Source organism: Nocardia sp. CY15, assembly GCF_009829295.1.
GTDB lineage: Bacteria > Actinomycetota > Actinomycetes > Mycobacteriales > Mycobacteriaceae > Nocardia > Nocardia sputi.
This window is the reverse complement of the sequence record NZ_VUOT01000022.1, coordinates 18,560-44,030: the sequence shown is the minus strand read 5'-3', so window position 1 is coordinate 44,030 and position 25,471 is coordinate 18,560. Positions and strand designations below refer to the sequence as shown.

Sequence of the window (25,471 nt, the reverse complement as noted above, 5' to 3'; positions counted from 1 at the left end):
GATCACTACGGACAGAGTACAACGAGTTAGGCGGTATGGGTATGCGAAAGCTTGTCTACTACATAGGTATGTCCGTGGACGGTTACATCGCCGGCCCTGCGGGGGAGTACGACTTCTATCCGTACGACGACGAGATGGCGGCCTGGATCAACGCCTCGTACCCGGAATTCGTGCCGAGCCATGTCCGCCCGCAGGCGGGGATGCCGGTGGACGAACCGAACAAGCGCTGCGACAGCGTCGTGATGGGTCGCGGCACCTACGCTCCGGCCTTGGCCATCGGCGTGACCAGCCCGTACGCGCACCTGAAGCAGTACGTGGTGTCCAGCACGCTCGGGCGGATCGATGACCCGGCCGTCGAGCTGGTCGACGGCGACCCCGTCGAGTTCGTGCGGGAGTTGAAGCGGGCCGAAGGCGGGGACATCTGGCTCGCGGGTGGCGGCAAACTCGCCGCCGGACTGCTCGGCGAGATCGATGAAATGATCCTCAAGTGCTACCCGGTCGTCGCGGGCGCCGGCGTACCTGTCTTCTCCGGCGCGTTCCGTCCTACCTTGTTCACCCCGGTGCAGCGCAAGGAGTTCGGCAACGGCGCGCAGGTCGTTCGGTTCACGCGGGCCTGACCCTCCGGCTTCCTATTCGATAAGGATTCTCATGCGAAAACTCGTCTACTTCGTCGGGCTCTCACTCGACGGCTATATCGCTGGGCCGAATGGTGAGGTCGACTTCTACCCGCTCGTCGATGACATGTGGGCATGGCTGCGCGCGGAGTACCCCGAGACGCTGCCCACCCACGTGCGGCCGCATGTCGGCCTCGCCGTGGACGCGCCCAATCAGAAGTTCGACACGCTGGTCATGGGGCGCGGCACCTACGATCCGGCCTTGGCCATCGGTGTGACCAGCCCCTATGCCCACATGAAGCAGTACGTGGTGTCCAGCACGCTGGGCCGGATCGATGACCCGGCCGTAGAACTGGTCGAGCGCGACCCGCTGGGGCTGGTCCGCGAGCTGAAGCAACGGGACGGGATGGACATCTGGCTGGCGGGCGGCGGCAAACTCGCCGCCGCGCTGCTCGAGGAGATCGATGAACTCGTGATCAAGAGCTATCCGGTCGTCGCGGGCGCCGGTGTGCCCGGCTTCGCCGGCGAGTTCCATCCGACGATGTTCCGGCCGACCGAGCGCATCGAGTTCGGCAACGGTGTTCAGGTCAGCTGGCTGACCCGCGCCTGACGTCCGGATGAATGCGGGGTGTCGGCCTCCGTGGTTGCACGGACACCGGTCGAGGTCAGCCCGCGTCGGAGAGGAACGACAGCCGCACCTGCCGGTCCGGGTTGTCGACATTGAGATCGACCAGCGCGATCGACTGCCAAGTGCCCAGGGCGAGCTTTCCGTCCAGGACGGGGACGGTGGCGTACGGCGCGATCAGGGCGGGCAGAACATGCGAGCGCCCGTGCCCACGCGAGCCGTGCGCGTGCCGCCAGCGGTCGTCGGCGGGCAGGAGATCGCGCAGTGCGGCCAGCAGGTCGTCGTCGCTGCGCGCGCCGAGTTCCATGACCGCGATCCCGGCGGTGGCGTGCGGTACGAAGACGTGCAGCAGCCCGTCGCCGCCCGCTGCGCGCGCGAAAGTCGCGCACTGCGGCGTGATGTCCTGTACCACTTCTCTGTGGCCCGTTCTCACCTCGAGCAGCGTGCTCTTCATGCGCCCATCGTCCCTCATCCGAGGCGGGCCGTGCGGGGCGACCGGGATGGGATGCGGCTGTGGGGTTTTCCACAAGCCGGGTAGGTAGCGGCAAAACCCCTGGCCCCGGGCCGGTAGTCTGAATGACTGTTACCAGTTTGTTGTCGATCTTGGAGGACCCTGTCGTGGCTCTCGTGGTTCAGAAGTACGGAGGATCCTCGGTGGCGACCGCCGAGCGTATCCGGCGCGTCGCTGAACGGATCGTGGAGACCAAGAAGCAGGGCCACGATGTGGTGGTCGTCTGCTCCGCCATGGGTGACACCACCGACGAGCTGCTCGATCTCGCTCAGCAGGTGGCGCCGTCGCCGCCAGCCCGCGAGATGGACATGCTGCTCACCTCCGGTGAACGCATCTCCAACGCGCTGGTCGCCATGGCCATCCACTCCCTCGGCGCCGAGGCCCGCTCGTTCACCGGCTCGCAGGCGGGCGTGATCACCACGGGCGCGCACGGCAACGCGAAGATCATCGACGTGACCCCCGGCCGCGTCCGCGCCGCTCTGGACGAGGGGCTGGTCGTGCTGGTCGCCGGTTTCCAGGGCGTGAGCCAGGACAGTAGGGACGTCACCACGCTGGGCCGTGGCGGCTCCGACACCACCGCGGTCGCGTTGGCCGCCGCCCTGCAGGCGGACGTCTGCGAGATCTACACCGACGTGGACGGCGTCTTCACCGCCGATCCGCGGATCGTGCCCGACGCGCAGCGGCTCGAGCAGGTCTCCTACGAGGAGATGCTGGAATTGGCGGCCTGCGGCGCCAAGGTGCTGATGCTGCGCTGCGTCGAATACGCCCGCCGCTACAACGTGCCCGTGCACGTGCGCTCGTCCTACACCGACAAGCAGGGCACCTACGTTTACGGATCGATGGAGGAGATCCCCTTGGAGCAAGCAATCCTCACTGGCGTCGCGCACGACCGCAGCGAGGCCAAGGTGACCGTGGTCGGGCTGCCGGACGAGCCGGGTTACGCGGCCAAGGTGTTCCGCGCCGTCGCCGACGCGGAGATCAACATCGACATGGTCCTGCAGAACATCTCGAAGGTCGAGACCGGCAAGACCGACATCACCTTCACGCTGCCCAAGACCGAGGGCGCCCGCGCGGTGGAGATGCTGACCAAGCGTCAGTCCGAGATCGGCTTCTCCCAGGTGCTCTACGACGACCACATCGGCAAGGTGTCGCTGGTCGGTGCGGGCATGAAGAGTCACCCGGGCGTCACCGCCACCTTCTGTGAGGCGCTGGCCGAGGCGGGCGTGAACATCGACTTGATCTCCACCTCGGAGATCCGGATCTCCGTCCTGGTCAAGGACACCGAACTGGACGAGGCGGTGCAGGTGCTGCACAAGGCATTCGACCTGGGCGGCGACGAGGTCGCGGTCGTCCACGCCGGAACGGGGCGATAAGTCATGGGAGTGCGCGTAGGAGTCGTCGGCGCGACCGGACAGGTCGGCGCCGTCATGCGGAAACTGCTGGACGAGCGCAATTTCCCGGCCGACGAGCTGCGGTTCTTCGCCTCCGCCCGTTCGGCGGGCAAGACGCTGCCGTGGCGCGGCCGCGAGATCGTGGTCGAGGACACCGAGACAGCCGATCCGTCCGGGCTGGACATCGCGTTGTTCTCGGCGGGCGCCACCATGTCGCGCGTGCAGGCGCCGCGGTTCGCCGCGGCGGGCGTCACGGTGATCGACAATTCCTCGGCGTGGCGCAAGGACCCCGAGGTTCCGCTGGTGGTGAGCGAGGTCAACCCGGAGCAGACCCGCAACTTGGTCAAGGGCATCATCGCCAATCCGAACTGCACCACCATGGCGGCCATGCCGGTGCTCAAGCCGCTGCACGACATCGCCGGCCTGCGCCGCCTGATCGTTTCCAGCTACCAGGCGGTCTCCGGCAGCGGCTTGGCCGGTGTCGAGGAGCTGGCCGGACAGGCCCGCGCGGTGATCGCGGACGCCGAGCAGTTGACCCACGACGGTCGCGCCGTCGACTTCCCCGCCCCGCACAAGTACGTCGCGCCGATCGCGTTCAACGTGCTTCCGCTGGCCGGTTCGCTGGTCGACGACGGCTCCGGCGAGACCGACGAGGACCAGAAGCTGCGCAACGAGAGCCGCAAGATCCTCGGCATCCCGGATCTGGCGGTGAGCGGCACCTGCGTGCGCGTACCGGTCTTCACCGGCCACTCGCTGTCGGTGAACGCCGAATTCGCCGAGCCGCTGTCGGTCGAGCACGCCAAGGAGATCCTGGCCAAGGCGCCCGGCGTGAAGCTGGTGGACGTGCCGACCCCGCTCGCCGCGGCGGGCATCGACGATTCGCTCGTCGGCCGCATCCGCCAAGACCCGGGTGTGCCGGACGGTCGCGGGCTCGCGCTGTTCATCTCGGGCGACAACCTGCGAAAAGGCGCTGCCCTCAATACCATCCAGATCGCCGAAGTGCTGCTCAGCGAGCGCTGAGAATTCCTCGATCGAACGGGCCGCGGGATTCCCGCGGCCCGTTCGTCGTTGTGGACCTGGTCGGCCGAACGGCGCTCGTGGCCGCGTCTGTCGCAGTAGACCTAGCAACAGTGGTACCATATTTCGTACTACTGGCCAGGAGGGATCATGGCTGCCGCGATTACCGCTAGTGAGGCGCGCAAGAATCTATTCCCCTTGATCAGGAAGGTCAACGAGGATCACGACACAATCGAGATCGTGTCCAAGGGGGGGAACGCCGTGTTGATATCCAAGGAAGACTACGACTCGCTGATGACGACCGTGGAGTTGTTGAGCGGGCGTGACGGGGCGCGGCTACGCCGATCGATTCAGGAACTCGAGGGTGGTGGCGGCGTCGTACGCGACCTCATCGAATGAAGGTCGTTTTCTCCGAGTCCGCTTGGGAGGAATATTCGGCGTGGCTGCAGCGCGACCGGCTTGTTTTGAAGAAGGTCAATGTGCTGATCAAAGCCATTCTGAGCGGCCCCTTCGAAGGCATCGGTAAGCCCGAGCCGTTGAAGCACGACCTGTCGGGCTATTGGTCACGCCGGATCACGCAGGAGCATCGCATCGTCTACCGGGTCGTCGACGATGCGATATGGATTGCCAAGGTCGGCAAGCACTACGACTGACGCCTGTATGGTCCCCGCCGAAAACGTCTCGCTCGTCGCGTAGCGCGGCTGTTAGCCTGCGCCGATGGCTTACCCTCATCCTCACGTGTATCTCGGCGACCGGATTGTCGCGGCTGACGCGGCCACGGTCGGCGTCGCATCGTCGGCGGTGTTGTACGGACTCAGTGTCTACACCGTCTTCCCCGTGCACGTGGATGGGGCAGCGCGTACCGCCTTCCGTCTGGACGATCACTTCCGTCGGCTCGAGGAATCCTGCAAGATCATCGGGATCGATCGGTTCGCGGCGGAGTGGGATTACGAGCGGTTCCGCGCGGCGGTTGTGGAGCTGATCGCGACCAACGCTCCCCGTGAGGACGTCTTCGTCCGGGCGACCGTCCACGTCGTCGAGTCCATTCCGGGCACGCGGGTGCGCGGGTGCGCGATTCGGATGAGCATGTTCGTCTACGACGCCGTGCCCATCGTCCCGCAGAACGGCATGCGGTTGAAGTCCAGTCCGTGGCGGCGCATTCCGGACAACGCGATTCCGTCCCGAGCGAAGGTCAACGGGGCATATGTGAATTCGGTTCTGGCCAAGCAGGACGCGATCGACAGCGGCTACGACGACTGCGTATTCCTCGATGGCAACGGACACGTCTGCGAACTCAGCGCGGCCAATATCTTCCTCGTCCGCGGCGGCACACTGATCACCCCCGATGTCTCCTGCGACATTCTCGACGGTATCAATCGCAGGACCGTGCTCACTTTGGCGGCCGAAGACGGCATTCCGGTGGTGGAACGCACCGTCGATCTCACCGAGTTGTACATCGCCGACGAAGTCTTCGTCACCGGAACGTCGGCAGGCGCGGCGCCGGTCGTCGAGGTGGACGGCCGTGTGGTCGCGAACGGCGTGCCCGGCCCGATCTCCCAGGCGCTGCGCAAACGCCACCATGCGGCATTGCGCACCGACGAGATGCACGGCTGGGTCACGAGGCTGTCCGCGGCCGGGTAGTCCACGGCGAGGCGGCTCAGCGAATGCCCGGGGTGCGCGGATCGGGTCCGAGACACACCAGGATGGCGCAGCCCGGCGGGGTGTTGGCGAACGGCGGGTCCAGCGGCTGATTCAGGCAGGCGAAGACGTTGCAGCCCGGATAGGCGGCGGGCCCGATGCCGAACACCGCGATCAAGATGTCCGTGTCGATGAAGCGGCGGGGGTCGAGGCGCAGCGGCGGCTCGACGTAGGGGCCCGGGTCGGGCACGGGCCGCTCGTCGAACGCGTCGAACAACCTGCGGAAGAACTCGTAGGGCAGTTCCTGCGTGTTCTGCACGACGCCCGACAGGCCCTGGCTGCTGACGTTTCCGAAGACGCCGGTCCAGACCACCGTGAGATCGAGACTCGGGATGACGAAGACGTTCTGCATCCCCAGTCCCGCCATCGCGTACACATCGTCGGGCAGGAAGTCGGCGATCTCGGCGCAGCCCGCTCCGAGCCAGAACAGGTATCCGTAGCATTCGTTCGTGGGTGAGGGCGTGCGGGCCATTCGCAGATAGTCGGCGGAGACGATCCGCTCTTCGCCCCAGCGCCCGTCGTTGCCGACCAGGAGTCCGAGCTTGGCGAAGTCGTTCGGCGGAATCATCAGGTGCGCGTAGCCGTAGGTGTGCCCCGAGCGGTCCTTCGCCCAGAAGTAGTCGCCGCGGGGGATGCCGAGCGGATCGAACAGCTCCCGCTGCGCGAATTGTTGCAGTGGTTCGCCGACGGCCAGTTCCAGCACGTAGGCCAGCAGGTCGACGTTGCGCTGGCTGTAGGTGAAGACGGTGCCTGGCGGATTGTCCAGCGGCACGCCGAGCGCCTGCACCGCGCTGTCCGGGTCGATCGGGATCACGCCGGTGATGCCCTCGGTCAGCACACCCACCCGCATGCCGGAGGTTTCGGTGAGCAGATTTTCGGCGGTGATCGACCGGTGCTCCGCGTCGCCGAGCCGCGCGGGGAGGTACCGGTCTATTGGTGCGTCGAGATCGAGTTTGCCCTGATCCCAGGCGATTCCGGCGAGCAGGGAGACGACGCTCTTGGTCGAGCTCCAGATGTTCCACGCCACATTGCCGGTCTGGGCGTTGGTCGGCCCCTCGCCGATGAGACAGTTGTGCCGGAACACCTGCACGTTGAATCGGTTTCGTCCGGCCGCGAACGTCATCGCGTCGCGCACCTTCGTGGAATCCAGCCCCACTTGTTCCGGTGCCGCGCGTTCTAGATCGCGTCCCGAGGTGACCGCGCACCGCATATGGTCGTCAGGCGCGGCGACCGCGTTCACGGCGAAGAGATTGCCCGCCACCAGCGAAACCGCCGCGATTCCCGCCAGGAATCCACCGAAACGCCCCATGCGCAAAGGCTAGCGCTCTGCGGCGCATTCGCGCGGTCAACAGGCGGGGTTCGTGGCGGGAAACTGGACATCCGATTCGCGCATCGGTCCGGAAACGGACTCCATCGCTTGCCGATCGGCATGAGCGGTCAGGGGGATGATGGGGCTTCTCGACCGTAGCGCTTGCCCGATACGTACAACGCAGCGCCGATGACGAGCGCACCCAGACCGGAGAGGACGGAGCTGACGGGCAGTGAGAACCCGACCACGACGCAACCCACCGCGCCGACCGCTGGGATCCATCGGGGTGGGCGATTCTCCTCCACAGTCAGCGTGGCGGCGCAGATGTTGGCGATCAAGTAGTAGAACAGCACCGTGAACGAGGAAAAGCCGATTGCCGCGCGCAGATCGAAGAGCGCCGCGACCACGGCGACGATCGCGCCGACCACCAGCTCCGCGTGGTGTGGCACCCCGAATCGCGGATGCACGGCCGCGAGCGCACTCGGCAGATAACGGTCTCGTGCCATCGCGAGCACCGTGCGGGACACACCGAGGATCAACGCGAGCAGCGAACCGGCCGCCGCGAGCACCGCGCCGATCCGCACCACCGGTGCGGCCGCGGGAACGCCCGCCTCGCCGACCAGTCTTGCCAGCGGATCGGTTGCCTGTGCCAGGCCCGCGGAGCCGAGCACACTCAGCGCCGCCACCGCCACCAGCGCGTAGACCGCGAGGGCGAGTCCGAGCGCGATCATGACGGCGCGGGGAATCGTGCGCTGCGGTTCGCGCACCTCTTCACCGAGCGTGGCGATGCGGGCGTATCCCGCGAACGCGAAGAACAGCAGTCCCGCCGCCGTGAGGACGTCGCGGGGACCGATCCGGTCGGGCAACGCCGTTGCCGCCGAGTGCGTTCCGGACAGCCCGATCACGATCACCCCGGCGAGCACGGCGAGTACCGCCGCGACTATCACCCGAGTCGCGACCGCCGATTTCTGCACCCCCGTGTAGTTGAGGGCGGTAATCGCCACCACCGCGCCAACCGCCACGGCATGCGCCTGATCGGGCCATGCGTAGCTACCGACGGTCAGCGCCATCGCCGCACACGAGGCAGTCTTCCCCGCGACGAATCCCCAGCCCGCGAGATATCCCCAGAACGGTCCCAGCCGCTCCCGCCCATACACATACGTCCCCCCGGAGACGGGATACCGTGCAGCCAGCCGCGCCGACGACATCGCGTTGCAGTAGGCCAGCACCGCCGCCACCGCGAGCGCCACCAGCAACCAGCTCCCGGCCGAAGCCGCCGCCGGCGCCAGCGCCGCGAAGATACCCGCCCCGATCATCGACCCCAACCCGATGACCACCGAATCGGTGAGCCCGAGCCGCCGATGCAAGGTTCCATCCTGCGACGCCATGAGCAGCATCCTTCCGCATCACGCGCGCCACCGCAGAGCGAACTCGGCTCGATGAAGACCGCACCGTGCTCGGCCGAAACGAGTCGCCGCCGGGTGGTCTCGGCTCAGTACGCTCGTCGGATGATTGCGTGCGACGGTCTGTCCACTGGACCTCTCGACGCGAAAGAACTGCGCGAGTTCCTGCGGCGATGCTTCGCGGTCCCCGACTCGGAGATCTTCGTCAGCAGCGACGACCTCGTAGACGAGGCGCTCCGGAACGACCCCCGAGATGGCCCCTTCGCGGTCTTCTGCACTTATCGCCCGGTCGGCGGCGACTTCGCTGCGTCGTTTTCGATCAGTGCGGACCCCTCCACATCCGACCGGGCCGCGCTGGACAACTGGGAGCTGGTCGACCTGCTCGCCGCACAACTCGGCAGCGAGATCCTGTGCGGCTTCGGCGACGAGCCGCAACCATGGTTGTGGACACTGACCCGATCCGACGGCGCCCGCGTGCTGGTCCACCTCGACGAAGACTCCGACGGCGCCCCTGCGTGCCCGTGCCGATACGTCCACCGCAGGGTCGAATCGCTCCACTCCTGACCCGCACATTCTTCCGGACGCGGCAGGCTCGACAAGCCCGTCACCGACCCATCCAGCGGTTGTCGGCCAGCCTTCGAGTTCGGTGACCGGCGTGGTGTCGATCGCCTTACGGTACGACGATTTCCGTGGAGGCCGGGAGATTCGGCTTGTCGGTTCGCACGGTGAGCCGGACCCGTCCAGGCCCGGTGTCGGCGAGCACGATCGCCGGTGACAAGCGCTGGCCTGCCGGGATGAAGCGGCTGATGCTGCCGGTCTGGCCGGTGTCGAGGTTGTGCCAATCCACGATCGCCGTCACGTCGCAGGCGAGCAGCTGCGGTCCCCACTCGCCTACGGGTGAAAAGCCCTGCGTGATGCGCAATACCACCGAATGCACGGCCCCGGGAGCTTCGGAGTACTGGTAGAGGGGGCCGTCGAAGGCGGTCGCGCCCGTCGACAGGATGGCGGCGCACACGCCGTTCCCGAGTGTCAAGACCGGATTGAGGTTGAAGTCGGTCTTGGCGCAGGTGCGCGGTCCCACATTCGACCACCCCAGCTGGCATGGTTCACCGGCGTCGGCCGTGGCGGGCGCCGCGACGGCCATACCCGCGCCGACGAACGCGGCGACGGCGGTACTGAACAACGTGCGTTTCATGATCGATTCCCCTCATTGCCCATATATCGGTCATAGCCACTGTAGGAGTTCCCATGCGGCGGATCGGGTTCAGAGGCAGGCGTCGCATTCGAGCCGGCTTCGACCTCACTGACTGACGCGCGGCGGGCGAGATTCGACGAGTGTGCGGGATGCGAAGAAATGACAGCGCCGCCAGGTCCGAGAGGTCCTGGCGGCGCTGGAAGCTCGGACGCCGTGTCCGGCGTCACGATGGGCGTCGACGTCCCACAAGCGCCTCTCGGCGGGTGGTCGCTCGTAGCGACGAAGGGGTGCGGCCCGGGGCTGTCCGGACGCCGACAGGGGGTTCAACCACGAGGTCTCCGAACCTATTCCAGTGCGAATTTGTGATGCTCGCCACTTCGCGTCGTCATCGTTCGAGGTTGCGCCTCCCGTTGCGGCCTGTCGGCGCGATCCTGGCTCCGCACTTTTCTTGAGTGGTTCCAGACTATTTTCTTGACTTATTCCAGAATAGGATCAGAATCGAAGCATGCACACCAACGGCACCGCCCCACGTGAGTGGCTGCGCGCAGCGGGTTTGCGGGTCACCGCCCCGCGCTTGGCGGTACTGAACGTGGTCGCGCAGCGGCCGCATTCGGATGCCGACACGGTGGCTGCCACCGTCCGGGAAGCGCTGGGATCGGTCTCCACGCAGGCCGTCTACGACGTCTTGCACGCATGCGTGCGCGCCGGGATCCTGCGGCGGATAGAGCCAGCGGGCTCGTCCGCGCTGTACGAGACCCGGATCGGTGACAACCACCACCATCTGGTGTGCCGAAGCTGCGGTGCGGTCGCCGACATCGACTGCGCCGTGGGATCAGCCCCATGTCTGGCCCCTTCGGACGCTCACGGATTCGTGCTCGATGAAGCCGAGGTCGTGTTCTGGGGACTATGCCCGACCTGCCGTTCCGAGTAGCGGTCCACACCTTGACGCCCCGGGCAGCCCTCCCGGGACGATGTTTCACCAGCCGAGGAGTCCGTATGACCAAGCCGACCACCACGAACACCGGAATTCCGGTGGAGAGCGACAACGAATCACTCACCGCGGGAGCGCAAGGCCCCATCCTGCTGCATGATCACTACCTCATCGAGAAGCTGGCACACTTCAACCGCGAGCGGGTGCCGGAGCGCATCGTGCACGCGAAGGGCTCGGGCGCCTACGGTGAGCTGGTCGTGACCAACGACGTCAGCCGGTACACCAAGGCCAAGCTGTTCCAGCCCGGTGCGCGCACGGAGTCGCTGGCGCGCTTCTCCACGGTGGCCGGTGAGCAGGGCAGCCCGGACACCTGGCGGGACCCGCGCGGTTTCGCGGTGAAGTTCTACACCGAGGACGGCAACTACGACCTCGTCGGCAACAACACCCCGATCTTCTTCATCAAAGACCCGATCAAGTTTCCCGACTTCATCCGGTCGCAGAAGCGCCTGCCCGGCAACGGTCTTCGCGACCACAACATGCAGTGGGATTTCTGGACCCTGCGTCCGGAGAGCGCCCACCAGGTCACCTGGCTGATGGGCGATCGCGGCATCCCGAAGACCTACCGGCACATGAACGGCTACGGTTCGCACACCTACCAGTGGATCAACGCCGCCGGTCAGCGCTTCTGGGTCAAGTTCCACTTCAAGACCGACCAGGGCATCGAATTCCTGACCCAGGCCGACGCCGACCGGATCGCGGGCGAGGACGCCGACTACCACCGCAAGGATCTGTGGGAGGCGATCGAGCGCGGCGACTTCCCGAGCTGGACGGTGTACGTGCAGGTCATGCTGGTGGCGGAGGCCGAGGGTTACCGGTTCAACCCCTTCGACCTGACGAAGGTGTGGTCGCACAAGGATTACCCGCTGATCGAGGTCGGCAAGTGGACGCTGAACCGCAACCCGGCCAACTACTTCGTCGACATCGAGCAGGCCGCGTTCGAGCCGTCGAATGTCGTGCCGGGCATCGGTTTCTCGCCGGACAAGATGCTGCTCGGCCGGGTCTTCGCCTACGCCGACGCGCACCGTTACCGCATCGGCACCAATTACGCGCAGCTGCCGCCGAACCAGGCCAGGGCGGCGGAGGTGAACTCCTACTCCAAGGAGGGCGCCATGCGGTATCACTACAACGACCCGAATGTGCCGGTGTACGCGCCGAATTCGTTCGGCGGCCCGCACGCCGACCCCGAGCGCGCCCCCGACGGCGGCATCTGGGACTTCGATCCGACCATCGTGCGGGCGGGCTACATCCAGCACGCCGAGGACGGTGACTTCACCCAGGCGGGCGCCCTCGTGCGCGAGGTGCTCGACGAGGCGCAGCGCGAGCGGCTGGTGAACAACATCGTCGGCCACGTACTCGGCGGTGTGCGGGAACCGGTGCTCAGCCGGGTCTTCGAATACTGGAAAAACGTGGACACCGACCTCGGCAAGCGCGTCGAGGAGGGCGTGCGCGCCGGGCTCGAGAGCTCGAAGGGCTGATCCATCCACCGAAGGCAGGTGCGCCGAAGCGTGCACCTGCCTTCGGCGTGTCCGGCCGGACCGGAGATAGCCGTAGACAATCTCCGGTGAATCGCCCGACCGAAACCGCGACTCGGCGTCGCGCCCGCATCCGCCTTGCCGATCGGGCCCAGCCGCGGTGTCACGCGTTGTGCGTGGGCGCCGCCAAGGCGGACTCGGACGCCTTGGCGACCTCCATGTCGATCTCCTGAATCTGGAGTGTCACGCCGTCCGGATCGACGACCCGCACGCTGCGACCGAAGTCCTCGTCATGGATCTCGTAGTCGTAGCCTCGATCGTGCAGGCGTTTCGCGACCACTTCCAGCTTCTCGTCGGTCGCGAATCCGAGTTCGACGGATCCGGCCGGTCGCCCCTTCGACACCCTGAAATCGTGCAACCCGACCGCGCCGGCGTCGCCCGAGAGTTCAGCCCAGACGTCGAGGCTCGCGTCCGGATCGAGCGCCAGTCCGAGACCGGCGTAGAACTTCCGACACGCTTCCACGTCCGCGACGTACCTGATGGGCAGGACCCTGAGCATCTTCACCACTCCTTCTCGGAACACTCGGGACCGAGTATGGAGCCACCCCCGTGCGTGTGGGCCTTGCTGCCGGGGAATACGCCGGGATCCGGCACGCAACGCGGTCGACATGACGGATTCCGTCACGGCGCGCAGTCGAGCGAGAATTTCTACGACCTTATGTAGTGGACCTGGCCGGACCGGCGGCCAGGTTCGCTCACCTACAGCAGGCCCCACCAGTAGAGCAGGCTGGCCAGAATCCAGACCACCACGGTTTCCATCGTCGCTCCCAATCTCCTTGGCGCACTTGTCACCATCATCCCGTGATCCGGGGCCGTGCGGTAGGCGTTGGGCGGGTCACCAGTTGGTAAAGCTCTCTCACCTGCGGATTTGATCTTGCAAGGTGTTTTTAAGTGCGCGCTAAGCCCGCGCCTGCATTGTTTGTCCCACGGGCGGGACAAGCCCAGCACCACAGGTGCGAACCGGGGAACGACCTGTCTCGAGGGGTGACAGGTCGGACTTCGGGGGCGGTGTCCGCCGGGCCGGTCTACGAGGGGTGGCCGGCCCGGCGGGCCCGGGTCGCGGAGCGGTCGCTCACGCCGGCTCTTCCTGGAGCTGACCGGCAACGAGTTGCCGCTGCCGAAGGTAACCCACGAGCGGGCGGCACCGGGTCCGAAGGGGTATGGAATCAGCTGGGCCGACTGGAGGGCATCGGCCGGGCCCATCTGAAACCTGTTCTAGACAGTTGTCGTATTTTGTCTTATTGTCGATACATGGTTAACGTGGCGTATCGGACGGCTCCGGTTTTCGAACTTCGTTCCGGACCCACCTGGGTATCGCCGTGGGAGATGTACGCGGCGCTGCGTGCGCACGATCCGGTGCAGCACGTGGTACCGGCCGCGCGACCGGAGAACGACTACTGGGTGCTCACCCGGCACGAGCACGTGTACGCGGCGGCGCGCGACAGCGAGACGTATTCCTCGCGCGACGGGCTGACGGTGGAATACGGCGAACTCGACGAACTCGGCCTGACCGACAATCCTCCGCTCGTGATGCAGGATCCGCCGCAGCACACCGACTTTCGCCGGTTGGTCGCTCGCGGGTTCACGCCGCGCCAGGTCGAGGAGGTGGAACCGGTCGTGCGCCGATTCGTCCGCGAACGGCTGGACGACATCGCGGCCCGAGGCGGCGGTGACATCGTCGAGCTGCTGTTCAAGCCGCTGCCGAGCATGGTGGTGGCCTACTACCTCGGAGTGCCCGAGCGGGATCGGGCGAGGTTCGACGGGTGGACCGACGCCGTCGTCGCAGGCAGCATCGAGCGGACGAACGCCACAGCGCAGGCGGCATCGGCGGAGATGATGGGTTACTTCGCCGAGCTGATCAAACGCAGGCGCGCCGAACCGGGCGAGGACACCGTGTCACTGCTGGTCCAGGCGGGGATGGCCGCCGACGACGAGGACGTGCGCGGGCTGGTGCAGATTCTCGCCTACACCTGGACCATGGTCGCGGGCGGAAACGACACCACGACCGGCTTGCTGGGCGGCGCCGTGCAACTGCTGCAGCAACATCCGGACCAGCGTGCCGCGCTCGCCGCGGAACCGGACCGGATTCGCGTCGCGGTGGAGGAGTTCGCCCGGCTCACATCGCCGGTGCAAGGGCTCGCGCGCACCGCGACGCGCGATGTCGAACTGGCCGGAAAGACGGTGCCCGCCGGGCGCAAGGTGCTGCTGGTGTTCGGGTCGGCCAACCGGGACGAAGAGGCGTTCGGCGCCGACGCCGCCCACCTGGACATCGATCGGTATCCGCAGCGCATCCTCACCTTCGGGCACGGACCGCACCACTGTCTCGGCGCGGCCGCCGCGCGGATGCAGGCCCGGGTGGCATTGGAGGAACTGCTCGATCGGTTCCCCGAGTACGTGGTCGACATCGACGCGGTCGAGTACGCGAACGGCCCCTACGTTCGCAGGCCGACCACTGTGCCGTTCCGGTGCACGGCGTGACCACCCGCATGAGGGGCGATTGGCTGGCCGACGGCCGCGCCGAGTTGGCCGGTGAGCGCATCCTCGACGCGGTGCGCGCGTTGTTCATCGACAGGGGCGTCAGCGGAGTCGGCATGGCCGAAGTCGCCGACGCCGCGGGCTGTTCCAGGGCGACGCTGTATCGCTACTTCGAAAATCGGCAGGCGCTCTACCTGGCCTTCGCGGGCCGGGAGGCGCGTCAGCTGGTCGAGCGGGTGTGGCGCGCTCAGGCGGTCCCGACCAGCGCGGAGCCGGGGGAGCGGTTGCTCGACGTGTTGACCGCGCTGCTGGCAGAGGTTCGCAAGACGCCGCACTTGGCGGTCTGGTTCGAGCCGTCCAACGCGGGGATCGTGGCTCGGCTGGCGAATTCGCCTGGGGTGGTCGACGCGCTCGCCACGGACTTCGTCGCCGGGTTCCGTCCCGGGCTGCCCGCGCTCTCCGCCAGAAGGGTCGGTCAGTGGGTGGTGCGGGCGATGGTCTCGCTGCTGACGCTGCCCGGCGCGGACGAGGACGAGGAACGAGCGATGCTGCGCAACTTCGTGCTGCCGTTCCTGCTGGATGAGCGGACCGTTGTCGACTGATCGGTCGCGCCGCACGATTCTCCGCTCCTGGGGCTCGGACCTTCGCGTCCACAGTGTGGATCCCGGTAACGTCATCGACCGGAGCCGCGCGGAACTCCGGTCGAAACACGAGCCCGACGGCTCGCGGGACTCAGCTGCCTGCGGTCACCACCGCGTAGTCGGGCAGATCGTAGCTCTCGGTCTTGCTCAGCATTCGCATCATGACCGGTCGCATCGCCTTGGACATCATCAGCCTGCTGAGGGTGTAGCCCGCGCGAATGCCCAGGCGGGACTTGGGCGTCATCGCCCTCAGGCCGCCGGGCGGCAACTGCTGGGCCGTCGTCACGAACGGGCGCAGCACCTCTTCGTAGCGTGCCAGGCACGCTCCGGGATTGTCGGCGCGCGCGGCGAGTTCACCGGCGAGAACATACGCGCCCACCAGCGCCATCGCTGTTCCCTGCCCGGTGAGCGGTGAACCGCAGTATCCCGCGTCGCCGAGCAGGACCACCCGGCCACGGGACCAGCTCGGCATGTCGATCCGGGCCAGTTCGTCGAAGTAGAAGTCGGGCGCCTCGGACATCGCCGCCGCGATGCGAGCGGACTCCCAGCCGCCGCCGGCCAAGCGGTCGCGGATGAACCTCTGCTGGGCTGCGACGTCTCGGCGCAGCGCCGGGTTCGCCGCGGCGCGGATCACGACGAGAGCTTTGCAAGTGGCCGTGTCGGCGTCAGGGCGCATACCCACGCCGGTGGCCCCTAGCAGCGAATGCATCGTGAACCAGTGCGGCTCCAAATCTTCCGGCCGCGGCAGCGTGAAGAACGACATGTATCCGCCGAGATACGTCGAGAACTGCTCCTCGGGCCCGAAAGCCATCCGGCGGGTGGCGGAGTGCAGACCGTCCGCGCCGATCACGACGTCGAACCGCTCGACGGCGCCGGAGGCGAATGTCACGTCGACACCCGCGTCGTCCTGCCGCAGCGCGGTGATCCACTCGCCGTACCGGTAGTCCACCCCGCCCTCGGCGGCGAGCAGGTCGAGCAGCACCTGGCTGAGATCCCCGCGGGTGATCTCGATTTCGGCGACCCCGCCTTTGCCCTCGAACAACTCGGCGGACATGCGGAGGATCTCGCGGCCCTCGTCGTCGACGTACCTCATGCCGCGCTCGTCGAGCTGATATCCGCGGATGCCGGGCATCATGCCCATCCGCTCGGCCACCTCCCGGCTCGGCCCGCGCAGGTCGACGGCCTGTCCACCGGGCCGCGGCGCCGCGGCCCGCTCCACCACGGTGGCCGTGATACCGGACCGGAGCAGTTGCAGCGCAACGGCATTGCCGCCGATGCCACCGCCTGCGACGAGCACGCGGAGCTGGCTGCTTACGGACTTGGGGCTCATGGCTTCCTCGACTCCCACTGGGTTGACCGAATGTCTCAGACATATGTCTAACATGAACTGGCACAAATGTCTAGTACAAATGTCTAATCAGGCGGACCGAAAAATGGCCCATGGTGGCGAGGAAACTCCTCGCGACCATGGGCCATGGCGCGGCGCGGAAACTACGCGCTCTGCCGCAAATACCTCCGCCAGCTCGCGTAGTGGGTGATGTCGGTGGCGGCGCCGGCGGCATCGTGGGTGCAGGTGAAACCGACCACGTCGCGGCCGTCGGCGAGTTCGATGCTGGTCAGCGCCATGGGTGCGGGAAGCTCGGCGAGGAAGGCGCCCAATCCGGCGGTGGAGAGGCGGAAGAGTTCGCCCTCGATCGCAGCGCCCCGGCCCGGCCCGTGCCGCACCAGTCCGGGCTTGGGCGGGCTGGTGTCCAACGCGGTCAGGCGGTAGGCGTCGGTGGTTCGGATGCCGCCGAGGAAGCGGGCCCCGAGTCGCTCGAGCTGCCAGTGCAGTGGCTGCCCCCTCAAGTGCGCCCCGAAGACGGCCAGGTCGACGCCCCGCTCGACCAGCAGCGGCGCGCTCTCGAGGCCCACCAGGCGGGCGGCGAGGTCGACGGCGACCTGATCGGCGAAGGCGGGGGTGACCACCATGACTCCGAACGGCGCGGCGTCGGCGGTCGGTGCGCCGGGCACGGCGACGGCGGCCATGTCCAGCAGATTGCAGAAGTTGGTATAGGTGCCCATCCGGCGGTTGATCCCGATCGGATCGGCTCGCACCGCGGCGATACTCGGATGCTCGGTGGTCGTCGGCAACAGCAGTGCGTCGAAGCCGTGCAGCAGTTCGGCCGCCGCCGCCTTCGCGCGGGCCAGCGTATCGAGGTCGGCGGCGAATGACGGGCCGGTCTTGTTCCGCGCCGCGCCGATGATGGCGGCAACCGTGGGATCGGCTCCCGCGGGTCCGGTATCCAGGAACGCGCCGACCGCGGCGTAGCGTTCGGCGACGATCGCGCCGTCGTAGAGCATCAGCGCCGCATCGAGCAGGACGGAGATGTCGATTTCCTCGGCTTTCGCGCCGGTGTCGGCTACCGCGGCGACGGTGCGGGCGAACGCATCCCGATACGGCGCGCTGAGCGTGACCAGATCGTCGGCACGCGGTACGGCGATGCGCGGCGCGAGCGGGGCGGCCAGCAGGACGTCGGCGGGCCAGGTCCGGCTGCGCGGGTCGCGCGGTTCCGGTCCCACCATCACCGCGGCCGCGGCCACTGCCAGGTCGAGATCGGCCGCGAAGACTGTCACGGCGTCGAAATCCGCACAGGCGGGCACGGTTCCGTGCGCGGGGATCACCCCCAGCGTGGCCTTGATGCCGACTATCCCGTGCAATGCGGCCGGCACGCGGCCGGAACCCGCCGTGTCGGTGCCGATTCCGATGTCGGCGACGCCGAGCGCCACCGCCGCGGCGGAACCGGAACTCGACCCGCCCGACACCAGTTCCGGGTCGAGGGCGTTGCGAACCGCGCCGTACGGGCTGCGCGTGCCGACCAGCCCGGTGGCGAACTGGTCCAGGTTCGTCTTGCCCAGCACCAGCGCGCCCGCCGCGGTCAGCCGTTCGATCGCCGCCGCGGTGACCTCCGGCAGGTAGGCGAACTCCGGGCAGGCCGCGGTGGTGGGCAGGCCTGCCACATCGATGTTGTCCTTGACCGCCACCAGGAGTCCGGCCAGCGGCAAGGAATCTCCGGCGGCGAGCCGCCGGGCGAGGGCGGCCGCTTCGGCGGCGACCTCGGCTTGCGGTCGCAGCGTGATCCACACCTCCGGCCGATCGACTTCGGCGATCCGCCGATAGGCGGCCGCGACGCGTGCGACGGGGTCGGTTGACGTGCTGCCCAGGACGCCTGCGGCCATTCAGTCGACTCCGATCACTACTAGTGGCGTCCCCGGCTCCACCTTGGCCCCGGGGGCGGTCAAAACCTTCAGCACGGTGCCCGCGCAGGGACTGTGCACTGGTAGTTCGAGTTTCATCGCCTCCAGGACCGCGACCGGCGCACCGGCCGTGACCTTTTGCCCCGGCCGCACTTCCACCCGCCAGACATTGCCGATCATCGGCGCGGTCACCACGGTCGCGTCGGCGGGCAGGTCGGCCAAAGGGTCATCGATCGGTGCGGCGACGGGTGCGACGGTGGTGCGTTCGAATTCTCCCGCTGCCCGCCACGCGGCCTTCTCCGCCTCGAACGCGGCGGCCTGCCTGGTCTCGAACTCGGCGATGGAGTCGGCCTCGTTCCGCAGCAGCCGCATATGGTCGGCGAGCGCGAAATTGCCCTCGCTCACCTCGGCGTCGAACCTGCCCGCCTCGGCCGCCGCGCGATATTCGAGTAACTGATCCGCGCCGACCGGCTCCCATACGACGCGATCGAAGAATCGGAACAGCCAGGGCGTGCCCGCTTCGAACGGCGCGGACTGCCGGTAGCTGGACCAGATCGGCACCGTGCGGCCGATCAGCTGGTAACCGCCCGGGGAGGCCATGCCGTAGACGCACAGGTACTTGCCGCCGATGCCGACGGCGTCGGACGGGGTCCAGGTGCGCGCCGGGTTGTATTTCGTGGTGACCAGGCGGTGTCGCGGATCGAGTGGAATCGCCAGCGGCGCACCGAGATACACGTCACCCAGCCCCAGCACCAGATATTCGGCGTCGAACACGGCGGTACGCACGTCCTCGACGCTGTCGAGCCCGTTGACGCGCCGGATGAATTCGATGTTGGACGGCAGCCAGGGCGCCGTGTCGCGCACACCGCTGCGGTAGCGGTCGATCGCTTCGGCGATGGACGGGTCGTCGAACGACAGCGGTAGCCGGATGGTGCGGCTCGGCACCACCAGATCGGTCGTGGCGGGCAGCGCGAGTTCGAGTTCGGCCAACGCACCGAGCAAGCGATACCGCGGCAGCACCTCGGGGTCGAAGTGGATGTGCAGGGAGCGGACGCCGGGGGTCACGTCGAGTATGCCGGGCAGCCGGGCGCCCGCGAGGGCTTCGGCCAGCGCGTGCACCCGCATGCGCAGCCCGAGATCGAGCACCATCTCGCCGTATTCGACCAGGATGTTGTCGTCCCCGCCGCGCAGGTACCGCACCTGCGGACGGTCCTGTCGCGCTTCCACGCCGCCGAGAATGCCTCGGTCACGCAGGGCCGCGCGGGAGTCGGTGACCAGATCCGGCACGCGGCTGCTGCCGGACGCCCGCAACGCCGCCGCCTTCTCGTCGTCGACCGGTACGAAGCGCACCGAGTCGCCGGGACGCAACTGGCCCATCCGCCAGCGATGCGCGGACACCACGGTCAGCGGGCAGGCGAAGCCACCGAGGCTGGGGCCGTCGGGTCCGAGCAGGATGGGCGTGTCGCCGGAGACGTTCAGCGCGCCCACGCTGTAGGGGTTGTCGTGCAGATTGGACGGGTGCAGCCCGGCTTCGCCGCCGTCGGTGCGCGACCAGGCCGGCTTCGGGCCTTCCAGCCGGATGCCGGTGCGGTTGGCATGGCTGCCGACCCGCCACGGGTGCGTGCAGAACTGAGTCATGTCGGCGTCGGTGAAGTACGCGGGCGAAGTCTGCGGACCGACACCGACCGCCAGCTGCCAGTCGTGGGTGAATCGCGGCCGGTCACCCGGCGGCACGGCGGCGGGAGTGCCGAGTGCGTCGTTCGGGGCGATGCCGAGTACGTCGCCGGTGGCCACCGCTTTGCCGGTCACACCGCCGAAGCCGCCGAGGGTGAAGGTGGCCGCACTGCCGTGATAGAGCGGCGCATCGATGCCGCCGCGCACCGCCAGATAGGTGCGCAGACCGGTGTCGGTGGGTGCGCCGATATCCAGCACCGCGCCCGCGGCCACGGTGACGGGCTCCCACATGGCCACCGGATGGCCGTCCACCGTGACGGGCGTCGGCGCACCGGTGACGCACACGACGGTGGTGTCGGAAAAGTGCAATCGCGGCCCCTGCAGAGTGCATTCGAGTGCTGGGACACCGATCGGATTGCCGACCGCGCTGTTGGCGAGGGTGAAGGAGAGATCGTCCATCGGACCGGACGGCGGAATGCCGACCTGCCACAGTCCGATTCGGCCGGGGTAGTCCTGCACCGTGGTCATGGTTCCGCCGCGGAGCACGTCGATGCGGCGGCCGACCGGGCGGATGTCGGCGAGTGTGGTGGTGGTGTGCTCGATACGCAGCACCCGGCCGTCGCGGGCGGCTCGGCGCAGTTGCGGCAGATTCGTCTGCACGCCGTAGACACGGGTCGCGGTGAGCGCGGTGCGCAACGCCGCGAAGGCGTCCGTGCGGCTCGCGCCGGAGCTGATCACCTTGGCCAGGAGCGGATCGTAATACGGACTGACATCCGAGCCGGTGGCGATCCACGTGTCGACCCGGACGTCGTCCGGGAACCGCGCTGCCGTGACCAGACCCGCGCTCGGGCGGTAATCGTGGCCGGGATCTTCCGCGTAGACGCGCGCCTCCACGGCATGGCCGGTGATCGGCGGCCCGCTGTCGGGCTGTTCGTCCACCATCGAAGTGTCGCCACCGGCCAGGCGCAGCATCCATTCCACCAGGTCGACGCCGGTGACCGCCTCGGTGACCGGGTGCTCGACCTGAAGGCGGGTGTTCATTTCCAGGAACGACGCGGTGCCGTCGTCGGCGTCGTAGACGAACTCCACCGTTCCGGCCGAGCGGTACCCGACCGAACGGGCGAGTTCCCGGGACACGGAGAGCAGGTGCTCGGACAGTTCCGCGGGCAGTCCCGGCGCGGGCGCCTCCTCGATCACCTTCTGGTTGCGGCGTTGCAGCGAGCAGTCCCGGGTGCCGAGGCTGATGACGCGGCCGTGCCCGTCGCCGAACAGCTGCACCTCGACGTGTCTGGCCCGTGCGACGAAACGTTCCAGGAAGACACCGGTCGAACCGAAGTTGGCCGCCGCGATGCGCCGCACGCGCTCGTAGGCCGCGCGCACCTCGTCCGCGCCGAAGCACGCCCGCATACCGATGCCGCCACCGCCGCCGACCGCCTTGAGCATCACCGGGAACCCGATCCGATGCGCCTGCGCCACCGCGTGATCGGCCGAATCGAGCAGGTCGCTGCCCGGCACCAGCGGCACGCCGACGGCGCGTGCGGCCGCTCGGGCGGTGTGCTTGTCACCGAAAACGCGCAGTTGCTCGGGCGTCGGTCCGACGAACGCGATTCCCGCGCCGGACACCGCGGTGGCGAAATCCGCGTTCTCCGAGAGGAAACCGTAGCCGGGGTGAATGGCGCCCGCTCCGGTCGCCAGCGCCGCCTCGACCACCAGGTCGGCCCGCAGATAGGACTCCGCCGCCGGGCCCGGACCCAGATGCACCGCGACGTCGGCCATTTCGACGTGCGCGCCACCGACGTCGGCATCGGAGTACACGGCGACCGTCTTCAGGCCGAGCGCCTGGGCCGTCCGCATGACGCGGCAGGCGATCTCGCCGCGGTTGGCGACGAGCACCGTATCGAAGCTGAGCCCCACAACCGCTCCTTGCTAGTCCGTGGCCAGCGACATGGCCGCGATCGCGCGGGTGACCCGTTCGAGCACCACATCCAGCGATTCACCGATGTGCGTGTGCAGCAGCCGATAGGCGAGCGGGAGGTCGTCGGCCAGAACGGCCTCCAGGATGCCCAGATGCTCGGCGATGGTGGTCTCGATCCGGTTGTTGACCATGAAGTCGTACATGCGCACGTGACGAATGCGGGAGTTCACCGCTTTCAGCGCCCGCACCATCTCGGTGTTGCCCGCCGCGGTGAGCAGCGTGACGTGGAATTCCTCGTCGCGAACCACGAAACCGGGCTCCTGTTCGGGCGGGTCGGCGCGCAGCTCCAGCCACGCGGCGCGCTCGGACTCCAGCAGCTCCCGATCGTGCGTGACCGCGGGATTGGTCATCACGCGCTGAAGACCGCCCAGCTCCAACGTGATTCGCAGCTCGTACAGGTCGCGGATCAGTGGAATGCTGGGCCGCACGGGGCTGAAGCCGTATTCTTCTCGCTGTAGTAGTCCATCCGAGCACAGGACGGTCAGCGCTTCGCGGATCGGCGTGCGCGAGATGCCGAATCTGGCCGAGAGTTTCGGCTCGGTCAGCCGCTCACCGAACTTGATGTCCCCGTTCATGAGCTCGCTGCGCAGGGCCGCGTACACCACGTCGCGCAGCGGTCTGCCCGCCGCGTCCGCCAGAGTGGCTATCCGTGTCGACATGGCTGTATACGCTATTGACCTCGAATTTCGGTGACGTGTCCGGAAGTTATCGCCGCGTTAGGGTCTGCTCACCGCGCAGGTCGCAGCGCTGTGCCCGGCGGGCGGGGCGCCGCGAAACGGAATCCGGTGCCGGACCGACAGAGTTGTCGAACCGGTCATCGATCAGTGAAGCACCAAGGAGACGGTATGAAGCGCAGCACGAAGTTCGCCGGAGCACTCGCCGCCGTGGCAGTCGCGCCGGTCATCGCGGCCGGTAACGCGCAAGCCGACCCCGGCACGGTCTACTTCGCTACGGGCAGCACGAACTGCGCCATTTTCGGGAACGGCTCCGTCGGGTGTGATTTCGGTTATCCCCTGCACCTGAGCTACTACGTCGGCAACACCTACATTCCGGTGCCGGTGCGCGTCAGCGAGATGGTGATCGACCAGCCCTGGCTGCCCGCGCATCCCACCTTCGACCCGGGCACGCCCTACACGCTGCCGGGCGGCAATCCCAGCATCCACGACCTGAAGACCGGCTCGGGGCAGTGGGGTCCGATCATCGAGCACGCGGGAGTGTCCTGCCAAGTCGGCTTCCACGGGAGCTTCGGCTGTACGGCGATGGGCCGCGGGTTCACTTCCTACGGCGGTACGGTCACGGCGTGATCGTGTGCCTACGCGCCCGCTGTCGGCGGCGGGCGCGTAGGCGGGGGTCTATCGCGGCGAGCCGGTCTCGTTGATCCGGATGACTTGCGCGTTCACGGTGCTCGCCCCGTCTCCGGCCAGGTAGGCGACCACCGCCGCCGGATCGGCCGGGCTCAGCGCGGCGAGTGCGGTCTCGAGTTCCGCGTTGTCGGTCGTGCCGACGCCGTAGCTGACCGTGTTGACGGTGATCCGCCGCGGCACGAAGTCCGGGGCCACGGCCTGGCCGAGTTGCTCGACCGCGCCGCGCGTCGCGTCGTGCACCGCGCCGCCCGGGTCGGCGGGATCACAGACGTTGATGATCCGGCCTTCGTCGGCCAGGTGCTGCGAGGCCAGCTGCAAGCCGTGGAACACGCCCTTCACCGTCGCCGCGAAGCCGCTGTCGAATGCTTCCGAGGTCAGCTTGGGGAACGGCTCGGACTCCGGCACCGCCGCGGTGTTGACCAGCAGGTGCCAGCCGCCGCATTCGTCGAGCAGCGCCTGCACCAGCTCCTCGTACTCGCCGCGATCGGCGACGTCCGCCGCGAGGGCCAGCGCCTTGCCGCCGGCTTCGGTGATCTCGCCGACCACCTCCGCGGCAGGCTCCGGGAAGTGTGGATGGTGAATCACTACCACAGCGCCTTGCGCGGCAAGCGTTTTCGCGATCGACCTGCCGATTCCGGTGTAGGCCGCCGTAACCAGCGCGGTTTTCCCGGACAGCGGTTTGTCCGCGGGCAGGCTATCGACGGGCTTGCTCATCTGCCGACCTTTCGTCGATTGCGGGGAATCCTGTTTCAGCGATGGTATTCCCGCTCACGGACCGATGACCCCTCCGGACGACCATTGATCCTCTTCGTGTCGTCGGTACTTTCTCGGTTTCGAGAGCAGAACCGGCGGCCGCGATCGCCGCCGTATTGCCTACGCGTCGACGAAAAGGTCGTTGGCCAGCGCACCGTCACCGGGAACCACGCGGTAACGGTCGAGATCGGTGATGCCGTTGGCAGTGAGGACGTCCTCATCGAGCAGAAGCTGACCGGTATGTGTCGCGGCGGGGCTGGTCACCATGAGCAGGGCGGCGTCGGCGCAGATGTGGGCGGTGCGGGACGCGGCGACGGCTTCCTCGCCGCCGAGCAGATTGCGCACCGCGGCGGTGTCGATCTTCGTGCGTGGCCACAGCGAGTTGACGGCGATGCCGTATGGCCGGAATTCGTGCGCCAAACCGATGGTGGCGATGCTGACACCGTATTTGGAGACGGTGTAGGCGACGCCGTTGCCGACCCATTCGGGATTCATGTTGAGCGGCGGGGAGAGCGTGACGATATGCGGGTTCCGACCGGCCCCGGCCGAGACGCGCAGATGCGGGAGAGCCAGCTTCGACAGCAGGAACGGGGCGCGAAGGTTCACAGCTTGCATGTGGTCGTAGCGCTGCATGCCGATCTGCTCGGCGTTGGTCAGATCGACCGATCCGGCGTTGTTGAGCAAGATGTCGATGCCGCCGAACCGATCGACGACCTGGTCGACCACCTCGGTCATCGCCCTGTCGTCGCGGACGTCCGCCACCAGCGGCAGTACGTCGCCGCCGGCGGCCTCGACCCGAGCCGCGGCGGTGTGGATGGTGCCGGGCAGTTTTGGGTGCGGCTCCTGCGTGCGGGCGACCATCGCGACGTTCGCGCCCTCCGCCGCGAACCTGATCGCGATCGCCAGGCCGATACCTCGGCTGGCGCCGGTGATCACGGCGGTCTTGCCGGTGAGCAGACCCTCGACTGCGGCGGATGGACGGCTGGGTCCGTTCATAGCTGTTGCTGCCCTTCGGTTCTGGGTCGATCGTGCTCCGAGGCTAACCGGCGTTCAAGGGAAGCGGGAG

The 25,471-nt window shown here is 67.7% G+C and carries 24 protein-coding genes; 13 read left to right on the top strand and 11 right to left on the bottom strand.

Translation table 11 applies throughout. From position 1 onward, the window contains the following. The first annotated feature begins 41 nt into the window (after positions 1–41). Positions 42–617, top strand: coding sequence for a dihydrofolate reductase family protein (locus GVY39_RS22635; protein ID WP_159927875.1), 576 nt, complete (start codon positions 42–44; stop codon positions 615–617). A gap of 31 nt (positions 618–648) precedes the next feature. Continuing rightward, positions 649–1,224 carry a dihydrofolate reductase family protein gene (locus GVY39_RS22630; RefSeq protein ID WP_159927877.1) on the top strand — a complete coding sequence of 192 codons (576 nt, stop codon included), beginning with the start codon at positions 649–651 and terminating at the stop codon, positions 1,222–1,224. A gap of 55 nt (positions 1,225–1,279) precedes the next feature. Here the strand turns inward: GVY39_RS22630 and GVY39_RS22625 are convergent, their stop codons facing one another. Further along, positions 1,280–1,693, bottom strand: coding sequence for a secondary thiamine-phosphate synthase enzyme YjbQ (locus GVY39_RS22625; RefSeq protein ID WP_159927879.1), 414 nt, complete (start codon positions 1,691–1,693; stop codon positions 1,280–1,282). A gap of 164 nt (positions 1,694–1,857) precedes the next feature. On the opposite strand from GVY39_RS22625, the gene GVY39_RS22620 reads away from it, so the two are divergent. The 5 genes from GVY39_RS22620 to GVY39_RS22600 all read left to right on the top strand — a co-directional run bounded on the left by GVY39_RS22620 (position 1,858) and on the right by GVY39_RS22600 (position 5,799). Beyond that, positions 1,858–3,123 (top strand): aspartate kinase, encoded by a 1,266-nt coding sequence (locus GVY39_RS22620; protein ID WP_159927881.1) that lies wholly within the window; start codon positions 1,858–1,860, stop codon positions 3,121–3,123. A gap of 3 nt (positions 3,124–3,126) precedes the next feature. Then, a complete protein-coding gene (locus GVY39_RS22615; protein ID WP_159927892.1) occupies positions 3,127–4,161 on the top strand; it encodes an aspartate-semialdehyde dehydrogenase in 1,035 nt (344 codons plus the stop codon). Positions 4,162–4,308: 147 nt separating this feature from the next. Then, positions 4,309–4,557 (top strand): type II toxin-antitoxin system Phd/YefM family antitoxin, encoded by a 249-nt coding sequence (locus GVY39_RS22610; protein ID WP_159927894.1) that lies wholly within the window; start codon positions 4,309–4,311, stop codon positions 4,555–4,557. Then, positions 4,554–4,811, top strand: a complete 258-nt coding sequence (locus GVY39_RS22605) for a Txe/YoeB family addiction module toxin (RefSeq protein WP_159927896.1) — start codon at positions 4,554–4,556, stop codon at positions 4,809–4,811. Before GVY39_RS22610 ends, GVY39_RS22605 begins: the two co-directional genes overlap by 4 nt. A 64-nt stretch (positions 4,812–4,875) precedes the next feature. Continuing rightward, entirely contained in the window at positions 4,876–5,799 is a 924-nt protein-coding gene (locus tag GVY39_RS22600; protein WP_159927898.1) for an aminotransferase class IV, read from the top strand. Between the two features lie 16 nt (positions 5,800–5,815). Here the strand turns inward: GVY39_RS22600 and GVY39_RS22595 are convergent, their stop codons facing one another. Then, the gene (locus tag GVY39_RS22595) at positions 5,816–7,165 is read right to left on the bottom strand and encodes a serine hydrolase (RefSeq protein ID WP_159927908.1); all 1,350 of its coding nucleotides are present in this window, start codon (positions 7,163–7,165) and stop codon (positions 5,816–5,818) included. A 128-nt stretch (positions 7,166–7,293) separates the two neighbouring features. After that, positions 7,294–8,553 carry an APC family permease gene (locus GVY39_RS22590; protein WP_159927910.1) on the bottom strand — a complete coding sequence of 420 codons (1,260 nt, stop codon included), beginning with the start codon at positions 8,551–8,553 and terminating at the stop codon, positions 7,294–7,296. A 120-nt stretch (positions 8,554–8,673) separates the two neighbouring features. Here GVY39_RS22590 and GVY39_RS22585 point away from each other — a divergent pair, with 120 nt between their 5' ends. Beyond that, complete coding sequence (locus GVY39_RS22585) at positions 8,674–9,132, top strand: hypothetical protein (protein WP_159927912.1); 459 nt, start codon at positions 8,674–8,676, stop codon at positions 9,130–9,132. A gap of 106 nt (positions 9,133–9,238) precedes the next feature. Here the strand turns inward: GVY39_RS22585 and GVY39_RS22580 are convergent, their stop codons facing one another. Then, entirely contained in the window at positions 9,239–9,763 is a 525-nt protein-coding gene (locus tag GVY39_RS22580) for a hypothetical protein (RefSeq protein ID WP_236565611.1), read from the bottom strand. A gap of 505 nt (positions 9,764–10,268) precedes the next feature. Between GVY39_RS22580 and GVY39_RS22575 the strand changes: the two genes are divergently transcribed. Both GVY39_RS22575 and GVY39_RS22570 read left to right on the top strand, forming a co-directional pair. After that, entirely contained in the window at positions 10,269–10,694 is a 426-nt protein-coding gene (locus GVY39_RS22575; protein WP_159927914.1) for a Fur family transcriptional regulator, read from the top strand. Positions 10,695–10,759: 65 nt separating this feature from the next. Continuing rightward, positions 10,760–12,229: a catalase gene (locus GVY39_RS22570; RefSeq protein WP_159927916.1), complete on the top strand. Its 1,470-nt coding sequence runs from the start codon at positions 10,760–10,762 to the stop codon at positions 12,227–12,229. Between the two features lie 160 nt (positions 12,230–12,389). Here GVY39_RS22570 and GVY39_RS22565 read toward each other — a convergent pair whose 3' ends face one another. Next, the gene (locus GVY39_RS22565) at positions 12,390–12,785 is read right to left on the bottom strand and encodes a VOC family protein (protein WP_159927918.1); all 396 of its coding nucleotides are present in this window, start codon (positions 12,783–12,785) and stop codon (positions 12,390–12,392) included. Positions 12,786–13,537: 752 nt separating this feature from the next. On the opposite strand from GVY39_RS22565, the gene GVY39_RS22560 reads away from it, so the two are divergent. Together GVY39_RS22560 and GVY39_RS22555 are read left to right on the top strand one after the other, a co-directional pair. After that, positions 13,538–14,764, top strand: a complete 1,227-nt coding sequence (locus GVY39_RS22560) for a cytochrome P450 (protein ID WP_159927920.1) — start codon at positions 13,538–13,540, stop codon at positions 14,762–14,764. Next, complete coding sequence (locus GVY39_RS22555) at positions 14,761–15,363, top strand: TetR/AcrR family transcriptional regulator (protein ID WP_236565612.1); 603 nt, start codon at positions 14,761–14,763, stop codon at positions 15,361–15,363. The genes GVY39_RS22560 and GVY39_RS22555 overlap by 4 nt, the downstream gene beginning before the upstream one ends. Positions 15,364–15,493: 130 nt before the next feature. On the opposite strand, the gene GVY39_RS22550 is transcribed toward GVY39_RS22555, so the two are convergent. The 4 genes from GVY39_RS22550 to GVY39_RS22535 form a co-directional block, all read right to left on the bottom strand. Continuing rightward, complete coding sequence (locus GVY39_RS22550; protein ID WP_159927922.1) at positions 15,494–16,732, bottom strand: FAD-dependent monooxygenase; 1,239 nt, start codon at positions 16,730–16,732, stop codon at positions 15,494–15,496. Between the two features lie 161 nt (positions 16,733–16,893). Next, positions 16,894–18,621: an allophanate hydrolase gene (gene atzF / locus GVY39_RS22545; RefSeq protein WP_159927924.1), complete on the bottom strand. Its 1,728-nt coding sequence runs from the start codon at positions 18,619–18,621 to the stop codon at positions 16,894–16,896. Further along, positions 18,622–22,227: an urea carboxylase gene (gene uca / locus GVY39_RS22540; RefSeq protein WP_159927926.1), complete on the bottom strand. Its 3,606-nt coding sequence runs from the start codon at positions 22,225–22,227 to the stop codon at positions 18,622–18,624. Positions 22,228–22,239: 12 nt separating this feature from the next. Beyond that, the gene (locus GVY39_RS22535) at positions 22,240–22,947 is read right to left on the bottom strand and encodes a GntR family transcriptional regulator (RefSeq protein WP_159927928.1); all 708 of its coding nucleotides are present in this window, start codon (positions 22,945–22,947) and stop codon (positions 22,240–22,242) included. A gap of 186 nt (positions 22,948–23,133) precedes the next feature. On the opposite strand from GVY39_RS22535, the gene GVY39_RS22530 reads away from it, so the two are divergent. Beyond that, positions 23,134–23,592, top strand: a complete 459-nt coding sequence (locus GVY39_RS22530; protein WP_159927930.1) for a hypothetical protein — start codon at positions 23,134–23,136, stop codon at positions 23,590–23,592. Between the two features lie 48 nt (positions 23,593–23,640). On the opposite strand, the gene GVY39_RS22525 is transcribed toward GVY39_RS22530, so the two are convergent. After that, positions 23,641–24,366, bottom strand: coding sequence for an SDR family NAD(P)-dependent oxidoreductase (locus GVY39_RS22525; RefSeq protein ID WP_159927932.1), 726 nt, complete (start codon positions 24,364–24,366; stop codon positions 23,641–23,643). A 159-nt stretch (positions 24,367–24,525) separates the two neighbouring features. After that, the gene (locus GVY39_RS22520; RefSeq protein ID WP_159927934.1) at positions 24,526–25,401 is read right to left on the bottom strand and encodes an SDR family oxidoreductase; all 876 of its coding nucleotides are present in this window, start codon (positions 25,399–25,401) and stop codon (positions 24,526–24,528) included. Positions 25,402–25,471 lie beyond the last annotated feature (70 nt).

Excerpts from the sequence above, each read along its gene's own strand:
- GVY39_RS22600 (WP_159927898.1), top strand. The coding sequence starts at position 4,876 with ATGGCTTACCCTCATCCTCACGTGTATCTCGGCGACCGGATTGTCGCG.
- GVY39_RS22595 (WP_159927908.1), bottom strand. The coding sequence starts at position 7,165 with ATGGGGCGTTTCGGTGGATTCCTGGCGGGAATCGCGGCGGTTTCGCTG.
- GVY39_RS22615 (WP_159927892.1), top strand. The coding sequence starts at position 3,127 with ATGGGAGTGCGCGTAGGAGTCGTCGGCGCGACCGGACAGGTCGGCGCC.
- atzF (WP_159927924.1), bottom strand. The coding sequence starts at position 18,621 with ATGGCCGCAGGCGTCCTGGGCAGCACGTCAACCGACCCCGTCGCACGC.
- GVY39_RS22610 (WP_159927894.1), top strand. The coding sequence starts at position 4,309 with ATGGCTGCCGCGATTACCGCTAGTGAGGCGCGCAAGAATCTATTCCCC.
- GVY39_RS22550 (WP_159927922.1), bottom strand. The coding sequence starts at position 16,732 with ATGAGCCCCAAGTCCGTAAGCAGCCAGCTCCGCGTGCTCGTCGCAGGC.
- GVY39_RS22625 (WP_159927879.1), bottom strand. The coding sequence starts at position 1,693 with ATGAAGAGCACGCTGCTCGAGGTGAGAACGGGCCACAGAGAAGTGGTA.
- GVY39_RS22575 (WP_159927914.1), top strand. The coding sequence starts at position 10,269 with ATGCACACCAACGGCACCGCCCCACGTGAGTGGCTGCGCGCAGCGGGT.
- GVY39_RS22565 (WP_159927918.1), bottom strand. The coding sequence starts at position 12,785 with ATGCTCAGGGTCCTGCCCATCAGGTACGTCGCGGACGTGGAAGCGTGT.
- GVY39_RS22570 (WP_159927916.1), top strand. The coding sequence starts at position 10,760 with ATGACCAAGCCGACCACCACGAACACCGGAATTCCGGTGGAGAGCGAC.
- GVY39_RS22635 (WP_159927875.1), top strand. The coding sequence starts at position 42 with ATGCGAAAGCTTGTCTACTACATAGGTATGTCCGTGGACGGTTACATC.
- GVY39_RS22530 (WP_159927930.1), top strand. The coding sequence starts at position 23,134 with ATGAAGCGCAGCACGAAGTTCGCCGGAGCACTCGCCGCCGTGGCAGTC.
- GVY39_RS22630 (WP_159927877.1), top strand. The coding sequence starts at position 649 with ATGCGAAAACTCGTCTACTTCGTCGGGCTCTCACTCGACGGCTATATC.
- GVY39_RS22535 (WP_159927928.1), bottom strand. The coding sequence starts at position 22,947 with ATGTCGACACGGATAGCCACTCTGGCGGACGCGGCGGGCAGACCGCTG.
- GVY39_RS22520 (WP_159927934.1), bottom strand. The coding sequence starts at position 25,401 with ATGAACGGACCCAGCCGTCCATCCGCCGCAGTCGAGGGTCTGCTCACC.
- GVY39_RS22585 (WP_159927912.1), top strand. The coding sequence starts at position 8,674 with ATGATTGCGTGCGACGGTCTGTCCACTGGACCTCTCGACGCGAAAGAA.
- GVY39_RS22590 (WP_159927910.1), bottom strand. The coding sequence starts at position 8,553 with ATGGCGTCGCAGGATGGAACCTTGCATCGGCGGCTCGGGCTCACCGAT.
- GVY39_RS22560 (WP_159927920.1), top strand. The coding sequence starts at position 13,538 with ATGGTTAACGTGGCGTATCGGACGGCTCCGGTTTTCGAACTTCGTTCC.
- GVY39_RS22605 (WP_159927896.1), top strand. The coding sequence starts at position 4,554 with ATGAAGGTCGTTTTCTCCGAGTCCGCTTGGGAGGAATATTCGGCGTGG.
- GVY39_RS22580 (WP_236565611.1), bottom strand. The coding sequence starts at position 9,763 with ATGAAACGCACGTTGTTCAGTACCGCCGTCGCCGCGTTCGTCGGCGCG.
- GVY39_RS22525 (WP_159927932.1), bottom strand. The coding sequence starts at position 24,366 with ATGAGCAAGCCCGTCGATAGCCTGCCCGCGGACAAACCGCTGTCCGGG.